This window comes from Shinella sp. WSD5-1, from assembly GCF_963942435.1.
Taxonomy (GTDB): domain Bacteria; phylum Pseudomonadota; class Alphaproteobacteria; order Rhizobiales; family Rhizobiaceae; genus Shinella; species Shinella yambaruensis.
In genome coordinates, this window is the sequence record NZ_OZ012596.1 from 4273839 (window position 1) to 4292652 (window position 18814).

At 64.9% G+C, this 18814-nt stretch carries 19 protein-coding genes; 1 reads left to right on the forward strand and 18 read right to left on the reverse strand.

The window, feature by feature from the left end; genetic code table 11:
- Positions 1-59: 59 nt before the first annotated feature.
- The 18 genes from AABQ55_RS21000 to ruvC form a co-directional block, all read right to left on the reverse strand.
- Positions 60-893: an outer membrane protein gene (locus tag AABQ55_RS21000; RefSeq protein ID WP_272806434.1), complete on the reverse strand. Its 834-nt coding sequence runs from the start codon at positions 891-893 to the stop codon at positions 60-62.
- Positions 894-1100: 207 nt separating this feature from the next.
- The gene (locus AABQ55_RS21005) at positions 1101-1934 is read right to left on the reverse strand and encodes an outer membrane protein (RefSeq protein ID WP_272806435.1); all 834 of its coding nucleotides are present in this window, start codon (positions 1932-1934) and stop codon (positions 1101-1103) included.
- A 260-nt stretch (positions 1935-2194) separates the two neighbouring features.
- Entirely contained in the window at positions 2195-3547 is a 1353-nt protein-coding gene (gene glmM / locus AABQ55_RS21010) for a phosphoglucosamine mutase (protein ID WP_272806436.1), read from the reverse strand.
- Between the two features lie 282 nt (positions 3548-3829).
- The gene (gene ftsH / locus AABQ55_RS21015) at positions 3830-5752 is read right to left on the reverse strand and encodes an ATP-dependent zinc metalloprotease FtsH (protein WP_244768345.1); all 1923 of its coding nucleotides are present in this window, start codon (positions 5750-5752) and stop codon (positions 3830-3832) included.
- Positions 5753-5952: 200 nt separating this feature from the next.
- A complete protein-coding gene (tilS, locus tag AABQ55_RS21020) occupies positions 5953-7239 on the reverse strand; it encodes a tRNA lysidine(34) synthetase TilS (protein ID WP_272806437.1) in 1287 nt (428 codons plus the stop codon).
- A gap of 20 nt (positions 7240-7259) precedes the next feature.
- A complete protein-coding gene (gene ybgF, locus AABQ55_RS21025; RefSeq protein WP_244768343.1) occupies positions 7260-8255 on the reverse strand; it encodes a tol-pal system protein YbgF in 996 nt (331 codons plus the stop codon).
- Positions 8256-8406: 151 nt separating this feature from the next.
- Positions 8407-8943, reverse strand: coding sequence for a peptidoglycan-associated lipoprotein Pal (gene pal, locus AABQ55_RS21030; RefSeq protein WP_064331113.1), 537 nt, complete (start codon positions 8941-8943; stop codon positions 8407-8409).
- Between the two features lie 243 nt (positions 8944-9186).
- On the reverse strand, positions 9187-10491 hold the full coding sequence (gene tolB, locus AABQ55_RS21035) for a Tol-Pal system beta propeller repeat protein TolB (protein WP_244768342.1): 1305 nt from the start codon (positions 10489-10491) through the stop codon (positions 9187-9189).
- Positions 10492-10566: 75 nt separating this feature from the next.
- Positions 10567-11679 (reverse strand): hypothetical protein, encoded by a 1113-nt coding sequence (locus tag AABQ55_RS21040; protein WP_244768341.1) that lies wholly within the window; start codon positions 11677-11679, stop codon positions 10567-10569.
- A gap of 9 nt (positions 11680-11688) precedes the next feature.
- Positions 11689-12141 (reverse strand): protein TolR, encoded by a 453-nt coding sequence (gene tolR, locus AABQ55_RS21045; protein ID WP_244768340.1) that lies wholly within the window; start codon positions 12139-12141, stop codon positions 11689-11691.
- Positions 12142-12167: 26 nt separating this feature from the next.
- Positions 12168-12884, reverse strand: coding sequence for a protein TolQ (gene tolQ, locus AABQ55_RS21050; RefSeq protein WP_244768339.1), 717 nt, complete (start codon positions 12882-12884; stop codon positions 12168-12170).
- Between the two features lie 314 nt (positions 12885-13198).
- Complete coding sequence (gene ybgC, locus AABQ55_RS21055; protein WP_272806438.1) at positions 13199-13669, reverse strand: tol-pal system-associated acyl-CoA thioesterase; 471 nt, start codon at positions 13667-13669, stop codon at positions 13199-13201.
- Positions 13670-13735: 66 nt separating this feature from the next.
- On the reverse strand, positions 13736-14638 hold the full coding sequence (locus tag AABQ55_RS21060) for a metallophosphoesterase (RefSeq protein WP_272806439.1): 903 nt from the start codon (positions 14636-14638) through the stop codon (positions 13736-13738).
- On the reverse strand, positions 14639-15679 hold the full coding sequence (ruvB, locus tag AABQ55_RS21065; RefSeq protein ID WP_272806440.1) for a Holliday junction branch migration DNA helicase RuvB: 1041 nt from the start codon (positions 15677-15679) through the stop codon (positions 14639-14641).
- Positions 15680-15719: 40 nt separating this feature from the next.
- Positions 15720-16337 carry a Holliday junction branch migration protein RuvA gene (ruvA, locus tag AABQ55_RS21070; RefSeq protein ID WP_064331120.1) on the reverse strand — a complete coding sequence of 206 codons (618 nt, stop codon included), beginning with the start codon at positions 16335-16337 and terminating at the stop codon, positions 15720-15722.
- 11 nt (positions 16338-16348) lie between these two features.
- Entirely contained in the window at positions 16349-16765 is a 417-nt protein-coding gene (locus AABQ55_RS21075; RefSeq protein ID WP_272806441.1) for a type II toxin-antitoxin system VapC family toxin, read from the reverse strand.
- A complete protein-coding gene (locus AABQ55_RS21080) occupies positions 16746-17006 on the reverse strand; it encodes an AbrB/MazE/SpoVT family DNA-binding domain-containing protein (protein ID WP_064331122.1) in 261 nt (86 codons plus the stop codon). Before AABQ55_RS21080 ends, AABQ55_RS21075 begins: the two co-directional genes overlap by 20 nt.
- A 55-nt stretch (positions 17007-17061) precedes the next feature.
- A complete protein-coding gene (ruvC, locus tag AABQ55_RS21085; protein WP_272806442.1) occupies positions 17062-17574 on the reverse strand; it encodes a crossover junction endodeoxyribonuclease RuvC in 513 nt (170 codons plus the stop codon).
- 171 nt (positions 17575-17745) lie between these two features.
- On the opposite strand from ruvC, the gene AABQ55_RS21090 reads away from it, so the two are divergent.
- A complete protein-coding gene (locus tag AABQ55_RS21090; protein WP_272806443.1) occupies positions 17746-18747 on the forward strand; it encodes an LLM class flavin-dependent oxidoreductase in 1002 nt (333 codons plus the stop codon).
- Positions 18748-18814 lie beyond the last annotated feature (67 nt).

Genomic DNA, 18814 nt, shown 5'->3' on the forward strand with positions numbered 1-18814 from the left:
GCAACGGAAACGGCGCGCCGGTTTCCCGACGCGCCGCCGCGCAAGCAAAAGAAGGGGTGTCACCAGGTGGTGACGCGGATACCGGCACGGAACTCATGCTTCTGGAAGCCCTCGTCCCGTCCCTTGACGCTGACCGAGCCGACGCCGGGCACCTCGGCCGTGCCGCCGAAGGCCTTGCCGCCCGCCATGTCGGAGAAACGATAACCGAGGTCGAGCTTGACGCGTTCGGTGAGGTCGATGGCGGCACCCGCCATCAGCGCATAGGTGAAACGCCAGCTGTCGTCGCCCTTCACGCGGAGCTCGTCGAAGGTCGCACCTGCGCAGGAGCCCGTGTCGTTCTGGCAGTTCGCCTGGGTGCGGAAGCTGTCCCATTTCATGTAGGTCACGCCCGCGCCTGCACCGACATAGGGCGTTATGCCGGCATAGGTTCCGAGATCCACATAGCCGTTGGCCAGGAAATGGGCCGCGCTGTAGTCCGCCTTCTGGCCGAGACGGCAGGTCGTGCCCGCCGGGGCCGCGATGCAGGGCGAATCGAGGTTCGAGCTGCCGCGCAGCGAGCCGTTGAAGAAGTCCGTCGTCAGGTCGGCGCGCAGGAAATTGTTGAACTGGTAGCCCATGCCGACGCCGTAGGAGATGGGCTTGGAGAAACGGGCATTGTCGAAATCCCCGTCAGCAAAGGTCGCGCCGAAGGCATCGATCCTGTAGTTCGGCTTGTCGTGCTTGACCCAGCCGGAGTAACCGAGATCGCCGCGGATATACCAGCCCTCGGCCACCGTGCTGCTGGAGACGTCGATTTCCGGCGCGTTGATGATGTCGAGATCACTCGCCGTCACGCTCGTCGCGACGAGGCCGGCAAGAATGGCAATACCAAGCGGTGCGATGCGGCGGAACATGGTCTCGATCCCTCAAGGCCGGCGGGCCGGCGGTTGCGTGATCGGCGCAGGGCCAGGCATCCTTAAGAGATTGCTGCCCTACACCGTTGGTTAACCATAAATCTTAAGGCATGAAGAAACGGTTAAGTGTCCGGATCTGCAACGCGTTCGGGAATGCGAAAAGGCCGCCCGGAGGGCGGCCTTGCAAGGCGGTCGGCAGTACGCCGCTTATTTGTAGACCGGCTGCTCGATCGGGATGTCGGCCGGCGGGATATAGGCCTGCTGCTCGCAGCCGTTGAAGGCGTAGCGCAGACCGGCGCGTGCCTCGTGGCTGTAGAAGCCCTTGTCGTAGCCCGGGCCGCCGCCGGCATTGAAGCCGAACATCTCGCCCTTGGTGACATGGCGGAAGCGATAGCCAAGGTCGGCCTTCAGGTTGCAGGTGACGTCGACGGAGGCACCGGCCATCAGCGCATAGGTGAAGCGCCAGCTCTTCCTGCCGCGATGTTCGAAGGTCGGGTCGCAGTTCGTCGGGTCGCCGGTTTCGCACGAGGTGTTCTTGAGGCCCTTCCAGTTCACATAGGTGCCGCCGATACCTGCGCCGACATAGGGCGTGACGATGCCGTAGGTGCCGATGTCGACATAGGCGTTGGCGAGGAGGCTGAGGGCGGTCAGCGAGGAGACGTCGGTGGAGGTGCAGTTCACGGCGACGCCGCAGCCGCCCGTCGTCGAGCCCTTGAACTTGGACTTGAACATGTAGTCGAGCGTCACGTCCGTGCGGAAGTGGTCGTTGATCTGGTAACCGACACCGCCGCCGATGGTGAAGCCGCTCTTCAGGCGCGTGGAATCGAAGCTGCGATAGGTGTCGTTCGAACCCTGGTAGAAGCTCGCGCCGCGCATCTTGTTATAGGACCAGCCCATGTCGCCGCGCAGATACCAGCCGCCCGTCTCGATGACGGTTTCCTGCACCGGCGCCTCGATGACCTCCGGCTGGTAGACATCGGCCGCATAACCCGACGTGCCCGTCAGCAGGACGGCAACCACGCCACTCAAAACTTTCCTCATGGCCTTGCTCCAATAGGCTTTGCTTGGGATGGCCGGCGCGCCGGATTCCAAGTCCCTCGATCAGCCACGGATAATGGCGAGGAAAGGTTAAGGGGCGATTAACTACAAAGATTTACCGTATTTGTTAATCGTCGTTCACGAATTCGGTAAAGGATGAATAAATTTCGGAAAGCTTCCGAAAGAAACTTCGACGCGACTTGAGCGCAAAAGAAAAGGCCGAAGCAGAGCTTCGGCCTTTTCAAAGAATGCGTCGGGCGGGCTCAGGCGGCGTTGCGCACGGAGCCGATCACGCCCACCAGCTCGTCGACGATGCGCTCCACCTGTGCCCGGTCGTCACCTTCCGCCATCACGCGGATCAGCGGCTCCGTGCCGGAGGGGCGGATGAGGAGGCGGCCGTTGCGGGCGAGCTCGCTTTCGGCATCGGCGATCGCCTGGCGAACCGCGGCGTCCTCCAGCGGCGAACCGGCCTGGATGCGCACGTTCTTCAGCACCTGCGGCACCGGCTCGAAGCGGTTGCATACCTCACTCACCGTCTTGCCGCTGCGCTTGACGCAGGCGAGCACCTGGAGCGCGGCGACAAGACCGTCGCCGGTCGTACCGAAATCGGACAGGACGATATGGCCGGATTGCTCGCCGCCGACATTGTAATCGTGCTGGCGCATGTGCTCGACGACATAGCGGTCGCCGACCTTGGTCCGCTGCAGGCCGAGGCCCTGGCCGGAGAGGAAGCGTTCAAGGCCGAGATTGGACATGACGGTCGCGACGATGCCGCCGCCGCGCAGCATGCCGTCCGCCGCCCAGCTTTCGGCGATGACAGCCATCAGCTGGTCGCCATCGATGATCTTGCCGTTCTCGTCGACGATCTGCACGCGGTCGGCATCGCCGTCGAGCGCGATGCCGATATCGGCGCGCACCTCATGCACCTTGCGCTGCAGGGCGTCCGGGTGGGTGGAGCCGCATTCGAGATTGATGTTGAGGCCATCCGGCTCGTTACCGATCGTCACGACGTCGGCGCCGAGTTCCCAGAGGGCGGCGGGGGCGACGCGGTAGGCGGCGCCATTGGCGCAGTCGATGGCCACGCGCAGGCCCTTCAGCGTCGTGTCGCGCGGCAGCGTGCGCTTGGCATGTTCTATATAGCGGTCATGCACGCCGTCGATGCGCTTCGCCCGGCCGATATCGGCGGCCTTCGCGAGTTGCGCCGTGATGTCCCTGTCGATCAGCTCCTCGATTTCCATCTCGATCTCGTCGGAGAGCTTGTAGCCATCGGGACCGAAGAGCTTGATGCCGTTGTCGTAGAAAGGATTGTGCGAGGCGGAGATCATCACGCCGATATCGGCGCGCAGCGACCGCGTCAGCATGGCGACGGCAGGCGTCGAGATCGGCCCAAGGATGAAGGCGTCGATGCCGGCGGCGGTAAAGCCCGCCACCATGGCGTTTTCCAACATGTAGCCGGAAAGGCGCGTGTCCTTGCCGATCACCACGCGGTGGCGATGCGCGCCACGGCGGAAGATCGTACCCACGGCGATGCCAACCCGCATGGCAAGGTCCGGCGTCATCGGGAAAATGTTGGATTGTCCCCGAATGCCGTCCGTACCGAAATAACGACGCTTCATAGTCACTCCTGAAAATCGCTGGCCGGGCGGCACTCGTGCCGCGCCCGATCCTGATGCGTTCATCCTGCCACGCCCAGCATTTAAGACGGGCCGCGGGGCGAAACTATTCTATAGCCGCCCCGTCGTTCAAACCTTAAACATCGTGCGGCCGCCCCATTTCCTTGCCACAAAAGCGAAAAAAGAGCATCCACCCACGCATCAGAATTCGTTACAGACCGTTACCGAAGGAAACGGCCGGGAAAGACTTCCCGGCCGTCTTCGATTCTTTTTCGGCGGCTCGCCTTATTGCGGCTGCGGCTCCAGTCCGCCTTCCGCCTCGCCGCCCTTCTTGTGGCCGGCCTTCGGCACGGCGGAACCACGGTGCGGCGGCGTGTCGTCACCGAGATCGCGCGCCGGCTTCTCGCCGCGGATGAGCGCCTTGATCTCGTCGCCCGTCAGCGTCTCATATTCGAGCAGGCCTTCGGCGAGCGCCACGAATTCGTGGTGCTGCTCGGTGATGATGCGCTTGGCCTCGGCATAGGCCTCGTCGATCAGGCGGCGGATCTCGTTGTCGATCTTCTGCGCGGTCGCCTCGGAGACGTTCTTCTGCTGCGCGACCGAATGACCGAGGAAGACCTCCTGTTGGTTCTCGCCATAGGCGACCTGGCCGAGCTGGTCGGAAAAGCCCCACTGGGTGACCATGGCGCGGGCGAGCTTGGTCGCCTGCTCGATGTCGGAGGAGGCGCCGGAGGTGATGTTGTCCTTGCCGAAGGTGATCTCCTCGGCGACGCGGCCGCCCATCATGATGGCGAGGCGCGAGACCATCCACTTGTAGCTCATCGAGTAGCGGTCGCCCTCGGGAAGCTGCATGACCATGCCGAGCGCACGGCCGCGCGGGATGATCGTCGCCTTGTGCAGCGGGTCGGCGAGCGGCACCTTGAGCGCGACGATGGCGTGGCCGGCCTCGTGATAGGCGGTGAGCTTCTTTTCCGCCTCGGTCATGGCCGAGGAACGGCGCTCGGCGCCCATCATGATCTTGTCCTTGGCGTCCTCGAACTCCTGCATGGTGACAAGGCGCTTGTTGCGCCGCGCGGCCATCAGCGCGGCCTCGTTGACGAGGTTCATGAGATCGGCGCCGGAGAAGCCGGGCGTACCGCGGGCAAGGACCTTGAGGTCGACATTCGGGGCCAGCGGCACGTTGCGCACATGCACCTTGAGGATGCGCTCGCGGCCAACGATGTCGGGGTTCGGCACGACGACCTGGCGGTCGAAACGGCCGGGACGCAGGAGCGCCGGATCGAGAACGTCGGGGCGGTTGGTCGCGGCGATCAGGATGATGCCTTCATTGGCCTCGAAACCGTCCATCTCGACGAGAAGCTGGTTCAGCGTCTGCTCGCGCTCGTCGTTGCCGCCGCCGAGGCCCGCGCCGCGGTGACGGCCGACGGCGTCGATTTCGTCGATGAAGATGATGCAGGGCGCGTTCTTCTTGGCCTGCTCGAACATGTCGCGCACGCGGCTTGCGCCGACGCCGACGAACATCTCGACGAAGTCGGAACCGGAAATGGTGAAGAAGGGCACATTCGCCTCGCCCGCGACAGAGCGTGCGAGCAGCGTCTTACCGGTGCCGGGCGGGCCGACGAGCAGCACGCCGCGCGGAATGCGCCCGCCAAGGCGCTGGAACTTCTGCGGGTCGCGCAGGAATTCGACGATCTCCTCGAGGTCCTGCTTGGCTTCGTCGACGCCGGCGACGTCCGCGAAGGTGACGCGGCCATGCGCTTCGGTGAGCAGCTTCGCCTTGGACTTGCCGAAACCCATCGCCCCGCGCGAGCCGCCCTGCATCTGGCGCATGAAGAACAGCCAGACGCCGAGGATCAGGAGCATGGGCAGCAGCGTGCCGATATAGCTGAGGAACCCAGACGAGCCATCCGTCTCCGGCCGCGCGCTGACGACGACGTTCTTCGCCTCAAGCCGCTGGACGAGCGAATTGTCGCCGGTCGGCGCGTAGGTCTGGAAGGTCGCGCCGGTCTCGACATAGCTGCCGACGATCTTGTCGCCGGTGATGACGACTTCCTTCACCCGGCTCGAGTCCACCTCTTTCAGGAACTGCGAATAGGGGATTTCCCGCGAGCCGGTCTGCGCCGGGCTCGTCTGGAACATGCTGAACAGCGCGATCAGCAAGAGGGCGATAATCGCCCACAGGGCGAAGTTGCGGAAATTGGGATTCATCGAACGTTCCGGGCACTTTCCCGGCCGGAGTTTCCCGGCCGCTTCTCTGTCGCCTAACATAGGGTCGCCATGCGGCCTTGCCAAGGCAAAGCACACGGGACCAGGGCTTTTCTCTCAATATCGTCAACGGCGAGGATGGCCCTGCAGCCGCCTGCCGTCGACATTGCCTCCATTCTACCACAACGCTTTCATGCGCGCCTTCATTCGTTCGGCGGAGACGAAAACGGCGCGCGCCCGAGAATCTCCGCGAGCGCATTGGCGAGCGGCAGGTCGAAGCGCGGCAGGAAACGGGCATAGGGCGCCACCACGGGCTCGATGGCGGCAAGATCCGCAGGCACCCGCCCGCCATGCTCGAATTCCAGGCGCGGCGCGGCGCGGCTGGCGCGCAAGGCGGGTCCGCCCAGTCCGGCGCCGTCATCCCGCCCTCGCCCGCTGCCGGCAGCCGAAACCATGATCGTCCGGCCGGTACGGTTGGCGACATGGTACCGCCCGTCCCAGACGGCCGCCGCGCCTGCCGGCAGGGCAAGGGTCTCGATGCCGCGGCATTCGCGGTAGAGGAAAAGGCCGTCGCGCCGGCGATCGAAGACCACGCGGCCGGCGGTCAGCCGCGACAGTGTGCCGCTGGCAAGGAATCCCCGCAGGCGACCGGCCGACGCCGCCTCAAGGGCATGTACCCGCCCCCCCGCTACCGCCGCCAGCACCAGAAAACCACGCCAGGCAGCCGGATCGACAAGGAGAGTGCCGACGGCCGCGGGTGCCAGCACGAAGAAGGCGCCCTCCGTCCGGACATTTTCGGCCAGGAAGGCGGCCGCGCACCGGGAAAGCAAGGCCCTGTCCCCGCCGGCAGGTTCGGGCGAAACGCCGCGCGCCCGAATGCGGACCCGCTCGAAGCGAGGATTGTCGTTGCTCGGATCCTCGCGCCAGCCTTCGCCGCGCGCGGCGAGGAAGGCGCGGATGGCCGCCCGGTCGATGGCGAGGAAAGGCCGCAGCAGCCAGACGGCACCATGGAGCAGGACGGCATCCGCCATCCCGGAAAGGCCGATCCCTTCCACCGACCGCGCGGCGCGCATCGCCACGGTTTCGTTCTGGTCGTCGCGCGTATGGGCAGCGAGAACGGCATCGGCGCCCATTTCCACGGCGGTGCCGGCGAGGAGATCGTAGCGCCTGGCGCGGGCGGCGGCTTGCAGGCCGGAAACCGGCTTTTCGCCTTCCCAGCGGCGGATGACGTGCCTCACGCCATGGCGTGCGCAAAGGGCGCCGACCCATGCAGCCTCCCCGGCGGAGCCGGGCCGCAGGTCATGGTCGATCGTGCAGGCGGAAAGGGTGATGCCGGGACAGCGCCCGGCCGCGCAGAGCGTGGCGAGCGCCACGAGAAGCCCCGTCGAATCGCTGCCGCCGGAAACGGCGACCAGCAGGTGCGCGGGATGCTTGAAACTCTTCAGGAAACGGCCCGCTGCCTCAAGAGCGGGATCGTCCGCATGGGCCACGGTGTTTCTTCCGTCCGCAATCAGCAGGACAGACGGCTCTGCTCGGACGAAACCTTGGTCTTCACGGCCTTGGAGGCGTTCGGGTAGCGCTTGTTCACTTCGCGCAGCGTCGCGCAGGCGGTCTCGCGGTTGTCGAGGGCGGCAAGCGACATGCCGAGCTTCAGCAGCATTTCCGGCGCCTTCTTCGACTTGCTGAACGTCTGGTGGGCGTTGAGGAAGGTCTTTGCGGCATCGTTGAAGTTGCCTTGCGAATATTGGGCCTCGCCCAGCCAGAAATTGGCGTCCGCCGCCTTCTCGCCCTTCGGGAAGATATCGAGATAGTCGCGGAATTCGCGTTCGGCGAGCTGGTAGTCGCCGGACAGAACATGGCCGTAGGCGACCTGATAGAGATCGTCTGGATTGTCGAGCGAGGCGGAAGACGACTGCGAGGCCTGCGGCAGGCCGTTCTCCACGCCCGGCAGCGAATTGTCGTTGCCGATCGAGGCGCTCTGGTTGTTCAGGTCCGGATTGGCGTCGGCACCGATCGGGTTGCCGTTCTCGTCGAAGCGGATCGAGCCCAGTTCCTGCGGCTGGGCACCGCCACCCGTGCCGAGCGTGTCGGTTCCGGCGGTGTCATCCGCCGGCCCCCTGTTCGTGGCGATCTGCTGGTCGGCAGTCCCGCCGTTCACCGGCTTGTCGAGGGCGCCGCTCTTGCCGGAGCCCCCGCTCTTGCCGCTTTCGAGATCCTGGAAACGGTACTCGTTGTCTTCCTGCGTCTTGCGAAGCTGCTCCTGCATCTGCAGGAGCTGGTAGCTCATTTCCTCGATCCGGCCGTTGAGGCTGCGGATCTGCTCTTCGAGCTGTCCGACGCGCGGATCCATGGCCTGTGCCAGGATCACGTTGCCCTTCTCCGCCCGCTCGCTTTGTGCCGGCAGGAAGCCGTTCGCAAGCGGGAAAAGCGGCGATGCGCTGATCGGCCCGACCATGCCTGCTACCGCTGCGAGACTGAGAACGCCTGCCGCGACAAGTTTCTTCATCTATCTTCGTCCTGTTGGTCCCATTGTACGCCGAAGCGCTGCCGAAGAGTTTTCCAAATACTCTCAAAAAGCAACGGAGTTCGGCCAAAGTGTGTTGAAAAAAGAAAGGCGGCCTCTCGGCCGCCTTTTCCGCATCCTTCCCGGGAAGGAATTACATGCCGGCGCCACCCAGAACGGTCACGGCGCGGCGGTTCTGCGACCAGCAGGAAATGTCGTCGCAGACGGCGACCGGCTTTTCCTTGCCGTAGGAGATCGTCTTCATGCGGTTTGCCGGAACGCCGCGCGAAGCGAGGTACTGGCGGGTCGCGGCAGCGCGGCGTGCACCGAGCGCGAGGTTGTATTCACGCGTACCGCGCTCGTCGGCATGGCCTTCGATCGTGATGGCGTAGTTCGGGTAGCGCTGCAGCCACTGGGCCTGACGGTCGAGCGTCGCGGCGGCATCGGCGCGAACCGACGAGGAGTCGGTGTCGAAGAAGATGCGATCGCCGACATTGACGGTGAAGTCCTGCTGCGAGCCCGGGGTTGCCGCGCCCGCGCCACCGTTGAGGCCGAGGTCGCCGGCATTGTTCGGCATGTTCTTCTTGGATGCGCAGCCGGCAAGCGCCAGCGTCATGAACAGGGCGATCATTGCCGGGTTGCGGGCGATGGTCTGCATGCGGCCAGCGGCCGGGGAATGAATGCGGCTCATGAGCCGGTCTCCTTGCATCAGTTCTTGCGTCAAGTTCGTTGAAGCGTCGGTTTCAATCAGGGTTGCCAGACTGTAACCGCGGTCGGTTAATCCGCGTTCAACGATTATGGTTAACGATTGCTTGTAAGACCGTCCCCGGCCCTCGGCATATCAAATGGAGACGGGCCTGCCGCGTCTCGCTGCCGCCTGATTTACAGGACTTTGCGGCAAGAACGCGGCAGGCCCGCCTTACGCGTGTCGATGCTATTCCAGAAGCGGCGACCAGGCCGGGTCGGAAGCAAAACCCTTCGTCTGCACGATCTGCTCGTTGTAGCCGGAAAGGTCGATCGAATAGATCTGCGGACCGCCGGCACCGGCGGCCTGGCGGAAGAACATCAGCACCCGTCCGTTCGGCGCCCAGGTCGGCCCCTCGTTGTGGAAGCCGGAGGTGAGGATGCGCTCGCCCGAACCGTCCGTCTTCATCACGCCGATCGAGAACTTGCCGCCCGACTGCTTGGTGAAGGCGATGAGGTCGCCGCGCGGCGACCAGACCGGGGTGGAATAGGAACCGTCGCCGAAGGAAATGCGGCGCTGGTTGGAGCCGTCGGCGCCCATCACGTAGAGCTGCGGCCTGCCGCCGCGGTCGCTCTCGAAGACGATCTGCGAGCCGTCCGGCGAGTAGGAGGGCGAGGTGTCGATCGCCGCCGTCGAGGTGAGTCGCGTCGTGGTGCGCGAGCGCAGGTCCATCGTGTAGATGTTGGAATTGCCTTCCTGCTGAAGGCTCATGATGACCTTCTGGCCATCCGGCGAGAAGCGCGGCGAGAAGGTCATGCCCGGGAAGTTGCCGACCACCTCGCGCTGCCCCGTCTCAAGCTGGAGCAGGTAGACGCGCGGCTGGTTGCCCTCGAAGGACATGTAGGTGATTTCCTGGCGGTTCGGCGAGAAGCGCGGCGTCAGGACCAGCTCGTTGGCGTTGGTGAGCGCGCGGGCGTTGAAGCCGTCCTGGTCCATGATGGCGAGCTGGCGCTTGCGGGCCGTCTTCGGGCCGCTTTCGGCGACATAGACGATGCGGGTGTCGAAATACCCCTTCTCGCCGGTCAGGCTCTCATAGATCGCGTCAGCGATGATGTGCGCGACGCGGCGCCAGTTTTCCGGCTGGGTATAGAACTGCTGGCCGGTGATCTGCTTGCCGGCGAAGGTGTCCCACAGGCGGAACTCGGCGCGCAGGCGCCCGTCACCCTCCTGCGTCACGCGGCCCGTCACGAGGGCCTGTGCATTGATGACCTTCCAGTCATCGAAGCGCGGCGCCTGGTCGGGATTGGATATCTTCTCGATGAAAGCCTGCTTGTTCACCGGCGCGAAGAGGCCGGAGCGCTTGAGGTCGGCCGCGATCACGTCGGTGACGCGCTGGCCGAGATCACCGCCGGCGATGAAATCGGTGACGGCGATCGGCAGCGGCTCGACATTGCCCTTGTTGATGTTGATTTCCACAAGCGCCCAGGCCTGCGGCAGGGACGCCGCAAGGCCGGTCAGCACGACCAGCAAACGGAGGAGAGTGCGTCTGAACATAAATCTAGGCCTTCCTAGTTTTATACCAAGTCTCGATGATAGGAACCCATAGGATCCTATCATCGAGACTTGGTATTACATCATCTGGCTGGGGTCGAAGTTCACGACGACTTCGCTCCAGGCATCATATTTTTCCGGGGGCAGGCCCTTGAAGGGCCGCGATTTCATGATGGCGCGGCGGGCGCCGCCGGCAAGCGCGCGGCGCGCGGTATCCGAACCGCCCGTCGCGACCACTTCCGGCTCGCCGATGATGTCGCCGTTCTGGTCGAGCTGCATCGTGACCTTGATGCGCACGTCGGCGGCATCGGCAAGGCCGGGGATGATCGACCAGTTGTTCTGGATCTGGCCGCGCAGCGCATCCATCTCGCTGAGCGACAGCTTGGTGCCGCTCGTCGTCTTCTTGCCGCCGAGCGCCGCCTGTTCCTGCGAGCGCTTCGCACCGCCGCCGGCCGCCTTTTCCTTGTTGAGGAGCGCGGAGATCTCGTCGGCGTTGAAGTCGCTGTCGTTCAGCGAGCTCGCCTTTTCCTGCTTCTTCTTCTGATCCTTCTTGCGGTCCGGCGTCTTGGCGGTCTCGGCCTTCGCCGTCTCCACCTTCTTCTCGGCCGGCTTTTCCGCGGTCTCCGCCTTCTTCGTCTCGAGCTTCGGCTTCATCTCGGGAAGCGGGATCCTGTCCGGCAGCGCCTCGGCATCCTCGACCTCGGCCGGCTTCTCCTCGGAAGGCGTCGCCTCGGGCTTCGGGTCGGGCTTGACCTCCTGCCTGGTCTCGGGAAGCGCCGCAACCTCGGTCGAGGGTTCGCTGGCAGGCTCTTCCTGCTTGACGTCCTCGACGGGTTTCGTGTCCGGCGTCTGCACGACCTTCTCGGCCTTTTCCGGCGCGGCGGCGGTCTCGATGTCGCGCGGCTTTTCCTCCGGCGTCGGCAGGTTCTTCAGGTCGACGTCGTTTTCGCCGGCATTTTCCGCGTTCTCGACCGGCGTTTCCTTCTTGGTCGGAATAGGCGCGGCCTTTTCCTTCATTTCGGCCTTCTTGTCGCCCTGCTGGATCTGCGTCAGCTCCTCGATCGACACGATATCGACCGGCATGGCCTCGACATTGGCGACGTCGAAGCTTTCAGGACTGCCGAGCGAAACCAGCGCCCAGGTGAGAACCAGGGAGTGGATGACGGCGGATGTGGCGAGGCTGCCCTTCATGGCGTGCGATCACCTGTCCGGTTTCTGCTCGGTGACGAGGCCGATATTGGTGAACCCGCCGGCCTGGATGCGCGACATCACGTCGGCGATGACGCCATAGGGCGCCGTGCCGTCGCCGCGCACGAAGACGCGCTCCGTATAGCCCGTGGTCGCCACGGCCTGGAGCTTTGCGGCAATCTCGTCGATCGGGATCGGCGTTTCCTGCAGGTAGACCTGGCCGTCCGCCTTGACGGAAACGGTGATCGGCTGCGTGTCGGCGTTGAGAGCCTTCGCCTGCGTCTTCGGCAGGTCGAGCGGCACGCCGACCGTCATCAGGGGCGCCGCCACCATGAAGATGATGAGCAGAACGAGCATGACGTCGACGAACGGCGTCACGTTGATCTCGCTCATCGGGGCCCTCTTGCCTCCGCCGCGACGGCGACGGCCACCGCCTGCATTTTTCGCTCCGACTGACATGCCCATGGCATCGTTCTCCGTCTAAAGGGCGGTCACTGCGCCGCGGCGCGCGGCTGCAGCTTCTCGTCGATCTGGCGCGACAGGATGGCGGAGAACTCGTCCGCGAAACCTTCCATGCGCGCCGTCAGCTTGCCGGCATCGGCAGAGAACTTGTTGTAGGCAATAACCGCCGGAATTGCGGCAAGAAGGCCGATGGCGGTGGCCAGAAGCGCTTCGGCAATGCCGGGCGCCACGACCGCAAGGCTCGTCTGCTTGGAACCGGCGATCGCCTGGAACGAGGTCATGATGCCGACGACCGTGCCGAACAGGCCGACGAATGGGGCGGCCGAACCGATGGTGGCGAGCGAGCCGAGCCGCGCCTCCAAGGTCTCCGATTCGCGCGAGAGCGTCACGTCCATTGCCCGGTCGATACGCATCTGCAGGCCGATCGGCGAACGAGCGCCGCGCTCGAAGCTCTTCTTCCATTCGCGCATCGCGGCGACGAAGATGGCGCTCATGCCCGAGGTCTGGCGGTCGGAGAGCGTGCGATACAGCTCCTCCAGCGACTGGCCCGACCAGAAGACCTGCTCGAAACTGTCGAGCTGGCGGCGCGCCTTCCCGTAGCTCACCGTCTTGTCGACGACGATGGCCCAGGTCCAGACGGACGCGGCAATGAGGCCGAGCATGACCAGCTTCACGACGAACCCGGCCTGCATGAAGAGACCCCAAAGGGTCACATTCGCCGCCGCTTCCAAACCCACTTGTTCCATAGACCTATGTCCCCGAATCCAGACACCCGGCACGGGCCTTTGCGGCTCGAACCGGGTAACATTCACGCCGTTGCGGTCTCCTGGGAGGTGGTTCCCGCATCGGCATTCACAAACATGGCGTCGCTCGGAAGGATTTACTCCGCACCCGCTCCGCATGTCCGTCAAGAATGTCCGGTTGATGCCGCCGGCCGCCATGCCGGTCAAACGCTTACAACCTGCCTTCTTGACGGCAATTTTGGTTAAAGGATGACGTGCAGTGCACAAAATCCTCATGAAGCGAGTAAGACATCATTATGGTTAAGAGAGTGTTACTGCTAATGCGCGCCGGCAACGCGCCCTGCCCTCGCAAGGAACCGCGCCGCCAGCCCCTCCGGCAGCCGCCGCGGCCGGCCCGCCGCATTGATGACGGCGATGATGACGCGTGCCGCGATCAGCAATTGCTCGCCCCTGCGGATTTCCTGGTTGAGGATCATCTTCGCCCCGCCGGCCTTTTCGGTGGCGGTGAGGATCGTCAGGATATCGTCCATGCGCGCAGGCAGCCGGAAGTCGATCTCCATGCGATGCACGACGAAGACCAGTCCCTCGCGGTCCTCTTCCAGAATGAGGCTGCCCTGTTCGATCCCGAGCAGCCGCAGGTAGTCCGTGCGCCCGCGCTCCAGGAAATGCAGGTAGCGGGCGTGATAGACGACGCCGGAGAAGTCCGTGTCCTCGTAATAGACCCGCTGCGCGAGCCGATGGCCCGCTTCGCTCAGTTCGCCTGAAAGATAGTGGTCGAAATCCGTCATGGCCCCGTCCGGCAAGAATTTCCGCCTCTCTCCCGCAAAGCGCCGGCAATTGCAAGGGTTTCACGCTCAGCCGAGTTCGACGACCATGATTTCCGGGGGTGAGCCGAAACGGATCGGCGCGATCGAGCAGCCGAGGCCGCCGGAGACGCAGAGGTGCCGACCGTCTTCGACGACATGACCGTAGGCATAGCGGTTGCCATAGGCGGAGGGAACCATGGGCGAGTAGCCGAAAAGGCGTACCTGCCCGCCATGCGTATGCCCCGAGAGTGTCAGGGAAACCCGGGGCGGCACCCGCGGGAAAACATCCGGCTCGTGCGCCATGAGGATGAGCGGCGCGTCGTCCGTCACCTGCGCGAGCGTTCCCGGCAGGTCATCCAGCCCGACGAAGCCGCCGCGATTCCATTGCCGGCCCGGCCGAAGCGCGATCTGGTCCTCGAGGCCGGCGAGCCAGAACGCGCCCGTCATTGTCTCGATCCGCACGGCCCGGTTGGAATAGACCGCGATGCCGGCCTCGCGAAGCATGCGATGGCTGAACGTTTCCCCGCCGCCGGCCGCCTGCGCTTCCAGGTCGTCCCACCAGTCGTGATTTCCAAGCACCGCGTGCACGCCGAGCGGAGCCTTCAGGATCGACAGCGCCGCGGCCCAATCGGCCGGCGGCACCTTGCCCCAGACGGCCCGCATGCTCGAAAGGTAGTCACCGAGCAGCAGGACGATATCGCCGCCGAGCGTGTTGGCATGTTCGCAGATGCCGCGGATGCGCGCAGCGCTCATCCAAGGCTCGCAGGCATGGATATCGGCAAGCGCGACGAGGCGCAGCGTCTGGCCCGTCGGCCAGCCGGGCGGCACGATCCGGTAGGTCACCGTGCGCAGCCGCAGCATCGGCTCGACGCCCACCGCATAGGCGGAGGAAGCGAACCCCGCGGCGATGAAGCCTCCAAAAGCCTTCAGCAAACCGCGGCGGGTGATCACTCAATCGTCCTCGGAAAACAGCCTGAACTGCGTCGCCTCCAGGTCTTTCGGCGGCGTCAGGCCCATATGTTTCCAGGCATTTACGGTTAAAACACGGCCGCGCGGCGTGCGCTGGATGAAACCCTGCTGGATCATGTAGGGCTCGATGATGTCCTCGATCGCGTCGCGCGGTTCGGAAAGCCCCGCCGCGATGGTCTCGATGCCGACAGGCCCGCCGCCGAAATTGTGCGCGATCATCGACAGATAGCGCCGGTCGAGCTGGTCGAGACCCATATTGTCGACCAGCAGCCGCGTCAGCGCCTCGTCGGCGATCTTTTGCGTCACCGCCTCGGCCCGCGCCACTTCGGCGAAATCGCGCACGCGGCGGAGCAGCCGGCCGGCGATGCGCGGCGTGCCCCGCGCGCGCCGCGCGATCTCGCGCGCGCCCTCTTCCGTCATGCCGAGGCCCATCAACCGCGCACCGCGGCGCACGATCAATTCCAGTTCCTCGGCGGTGTAGAAGTTCAGCCGCACCGGGATGCCGAAGCGGTCGCGCAGCGGCGTGGTGAGGAGGCCGAGCCGCGTGGTGGCGGCGACGAGGGTGAATTTCGACAGGTCGATCTTCACCGAGCGGGCAGCCGGGCCTTCGCCGATGATGAGGTCGAGCTGGAAATCCTCCATGGCCGGATAGAGGATTTCCTCGACGGCCGGGTTGAGACGATGGATCTCGTCGATGAAAAGCACGTCGCGCTCTTCGAGATTGGTGAGCAGCGCCGCAAGGTCGCCGGCCTTCGCGATGACGGGACCGGAGGTCGAGCGGAAATTGACGCCGAGCTCCTTCGCCATGATCTGCGCCAGCGTCGTCTTGCCGAGGCCGGGCGGCCCGACGAACAGCACATGGTCGAGCGCCTCGCCGCGGTTCTTCGCCGCCTCGATGAAGATCTTCAGGTTGGCGCGCGCCTCCGCCTGGCCGGTGAAATCGTCCAGCGTCTGCGGCCGCAAGGCGGTATCGATGTCCTCGCCGCGCTTTTCCGGCGAAAGCAGTCTGTTCTCGTCGTTCATGAGCGCCTAATCCCATTGTCGGCCAAGGAAGGCAACCGCATCACCGCGACAATTCCTTGAGGCCGAGGCGGATGAGCTTGGCGCTGTCGGCCCCCTCCCCGCCATTCTTCAGCGCCGCCGCGACCGCATTGGCCGCCTGGTCGCGCGAATAGCCGAGATTGGTCAGCGCCGAGACGGCATCGGAAACCGGCGCGGAGGCGACGCCCTCGCCGAGCTCCTGCTTGAGCCCGATCGAGGCGGACGCCTCCCCCGCGAAGGCCGGCGCCTTGTTGCGCAGTTCCGTGATGATGCGCACCGCCACCTTCGGCCCGACGCCCGGCGCGCGCGAAACCGCCGTCTTGTCCTGCAGCGCGATGGCGTTGGCGAGTTCCCCTGGCGTCAGGGTCGAGAGAACGGCCAGCGCCACCTTGGAGCCGACGCCTTGCACGCTCTGCAGCAGCCGGAACCACTCCCGCTCCAGCGCCGTCAGGAAGCCGAACAGCCTGAACTGGTCCTCCCGCACATAGGTCTCGATGAACAGCACCGCCGCCTCGCCGCTCGAACCGAGCTTGCCGAGCGTGCGCGCCGAGCAGAAGGCGACGTAACCGACGCCGTGCACGTCGACGACCACATGGTCCTCGCCGATCTCGTCGATTGTGCCCTTGAGTTTGCCGATCATGAGAAAATCCGTCAGGGATGGGTTTCGGGGGAGATGATGTCGAGCGCGGGGAAATAGCTGCGATAGCGCGCGGCATCGCGGGTGAGCAGGCGATGGCCCCGCGCTTCCGCCTGCGCGCCGACCAGGAAATCGGGAAGCGTGCGCTCGCGCAACCCGCCAGCCCGGCGATAGGCATAATGTGCCTTGCCTGCGGCGAAGGCGGCTTCGTAGGACAGAGGTTCGCGCCGCATGCGCAGCCAGCCGAAGGCGAGGTTGAGTTCCAGTTCGCTGAGCGGCGAGGTCGCAAGCTCCGACCAGACGATGGGATTGAGGACCAGTTCCCCCTCTTCCAAGCATCGCTTCAGCGCGTTGAAGGACCAGTCCCGCTGTGGCCGATCCGGGCCCACCATGTCGATGAGGATATTCGTATCAACGACGGTCGAGGTCATCACGCGGCCCCCGCAGCCATTCGAAATATTCGTCCGGCGTCATGCCGTCCAGATCCCAGGTGCCCTGGACACTGGCCGCCCAGGCTTCGAAATCATCAAAGCCGGGTTTGCCGTCGCCAACCTTGACGAGCATCACACCTTCATCCGACACGACGAAATCCACTTCCGAGCCAGGCTCGATGGCAAGCCGGTCGCGGATGGGTTTGGGGATCGTCACCTGGCCTTTTTCCGTCACGCGCATAGTAATACCTCCGAGGTATTACTTAACGGCCAGACCGGAACAAGTCAAGAACAAATCAGCCCGCGAGTTTGGCGAGGCGACCGGAAAGCCCTTGGCGGTTGTGGGCGTGGCAGATGGCGATGGCGAGCGCGTCGGCAGCGTCGTTGCCGGTGAAGGTCGCCTTCGGCATCAGCACCTTCAGCATCATGTGGATCTGCTGCTTTTCACCGTGCCCGACGCCGATGACGGCCTTCTTCACCGCGTTCGGCGCATATTCCGCCACGCGCAGGCCCGCGCGCGCCGGTACCAGCATGGCGATGCCGCGCGCCTGGCCGAGTTTCAGGGTCGCCGTCGCATCCTTGTTGACGAAGGTCTGCTCCACGGCGGCCTCGTGCGGCTGATAGCCGTGCACGACCTCCGAAAGGCCGTCATGCAGCTGGCAGAGGCGGGAGGCAAGGTCCATGTCGCCATCGGAGGTCACGGTGCCGGACGCAACGAAGCGCAACGAATTGCCGAGCGTCTCGATGATGCCCCAGCCGGTGCGGCGAAGCCCCGGATCGATGCCGATGATGCGAATCGTTTCCTGCATGGCGAAACCCTAATCCCGTCGGCCGGACCCTGCCAGCGAAATGTGAACAAAACAAAAACAGACCGGCAATTCCATCCGGCGCCGCGAAAACCCTCGGGCCATCGCTTGGATTTCACGAAACTGAACCTACATGGGAGCACAATCAAATCCGCTTACAAAGAGGCCGCGGCCATGGTGCCCTTCTCCATCCTCGATCTTTCCCCGATCATCGAAGGCGGCACCGTCGCCCAGTCGCTCGAGAACTCCCGGCGCCTCGCGCAGGAAGCCGAAGCGCACGGCTACAAGCGCTTCTGGCTCGCCGAGCACCACGGCATGCGCGGCATCGCCAGCGCCGCCACGTCTCTGGTCATCCAGCACGTCGCCGCAGGCACGGAAAAGATCCGCGTCGGCTCCGGCGGCATCATGCTGCCGAACCATTCACCGCTCGTCATCGCCGAACAGTTCGGCACGCTCGCCGCGCTCTTTCCGGATCGCATCGATCTCGGCCTTGGCCGTGCGCCCGGCACCGACATGCGCACCGCGCAGGCGCTCCGCCGCAACCTCGACAGCGCCGCCAACAACTTCCCGCAGGACGTCGTCGAGCTGATGCAGCTGATGGGGCCGGCAAGCCCCGCGCAGAAGGTCATCGCCATTCCCGGCGCGGACAGCAACGTGCCGGTCTGGCTGCTCGGCTCCAGCCATTATTCGGCGCATCTTGCCGGCATGCTGGGCCTACCCTTCGCCTTCGCCTCGCATTTCGCACCGGACATGCTGCTGACGGCACTCGAAATCTACCGCGAGCGCTTCGAGCCCTCGCAGCACCTCGACAAGCCGCATGTCATGGTCGGCGTGATGGGCGCGGCCGCCGATACGGACGCGGAGGCCGATTATCTCTTCACGTCCATGCAGCAATCCTTCGTGCGCCTGCGCCGCGGCACGCCCGGAGCGTTTCCGCCCCCGGTCGACGATATGGACCCGCATTGGAGCGGCGAGGAGCGCATCATGGTCGGGCACACGCTGCAATATGCGGTGGTCGGCGGGCCGGAGACGATCAGGCGCCGCATCGCCGATTTCCTAGCGCTGACCGGGGCGGACGAACTGATCGTGTCGATGCCGGTCTACGACATGGAGGCGCGGCTGAAATCGGTGCGGCTCTTCGCCGAGGCGCGGGAGGCGCTGGCTGAGGCGGTATAAGGGGAGAGCGTGGCGTAAAACCGCCCCTCATCCGCCTGCCGGCACCTTCTCCCCGCAAGCGGGGAGA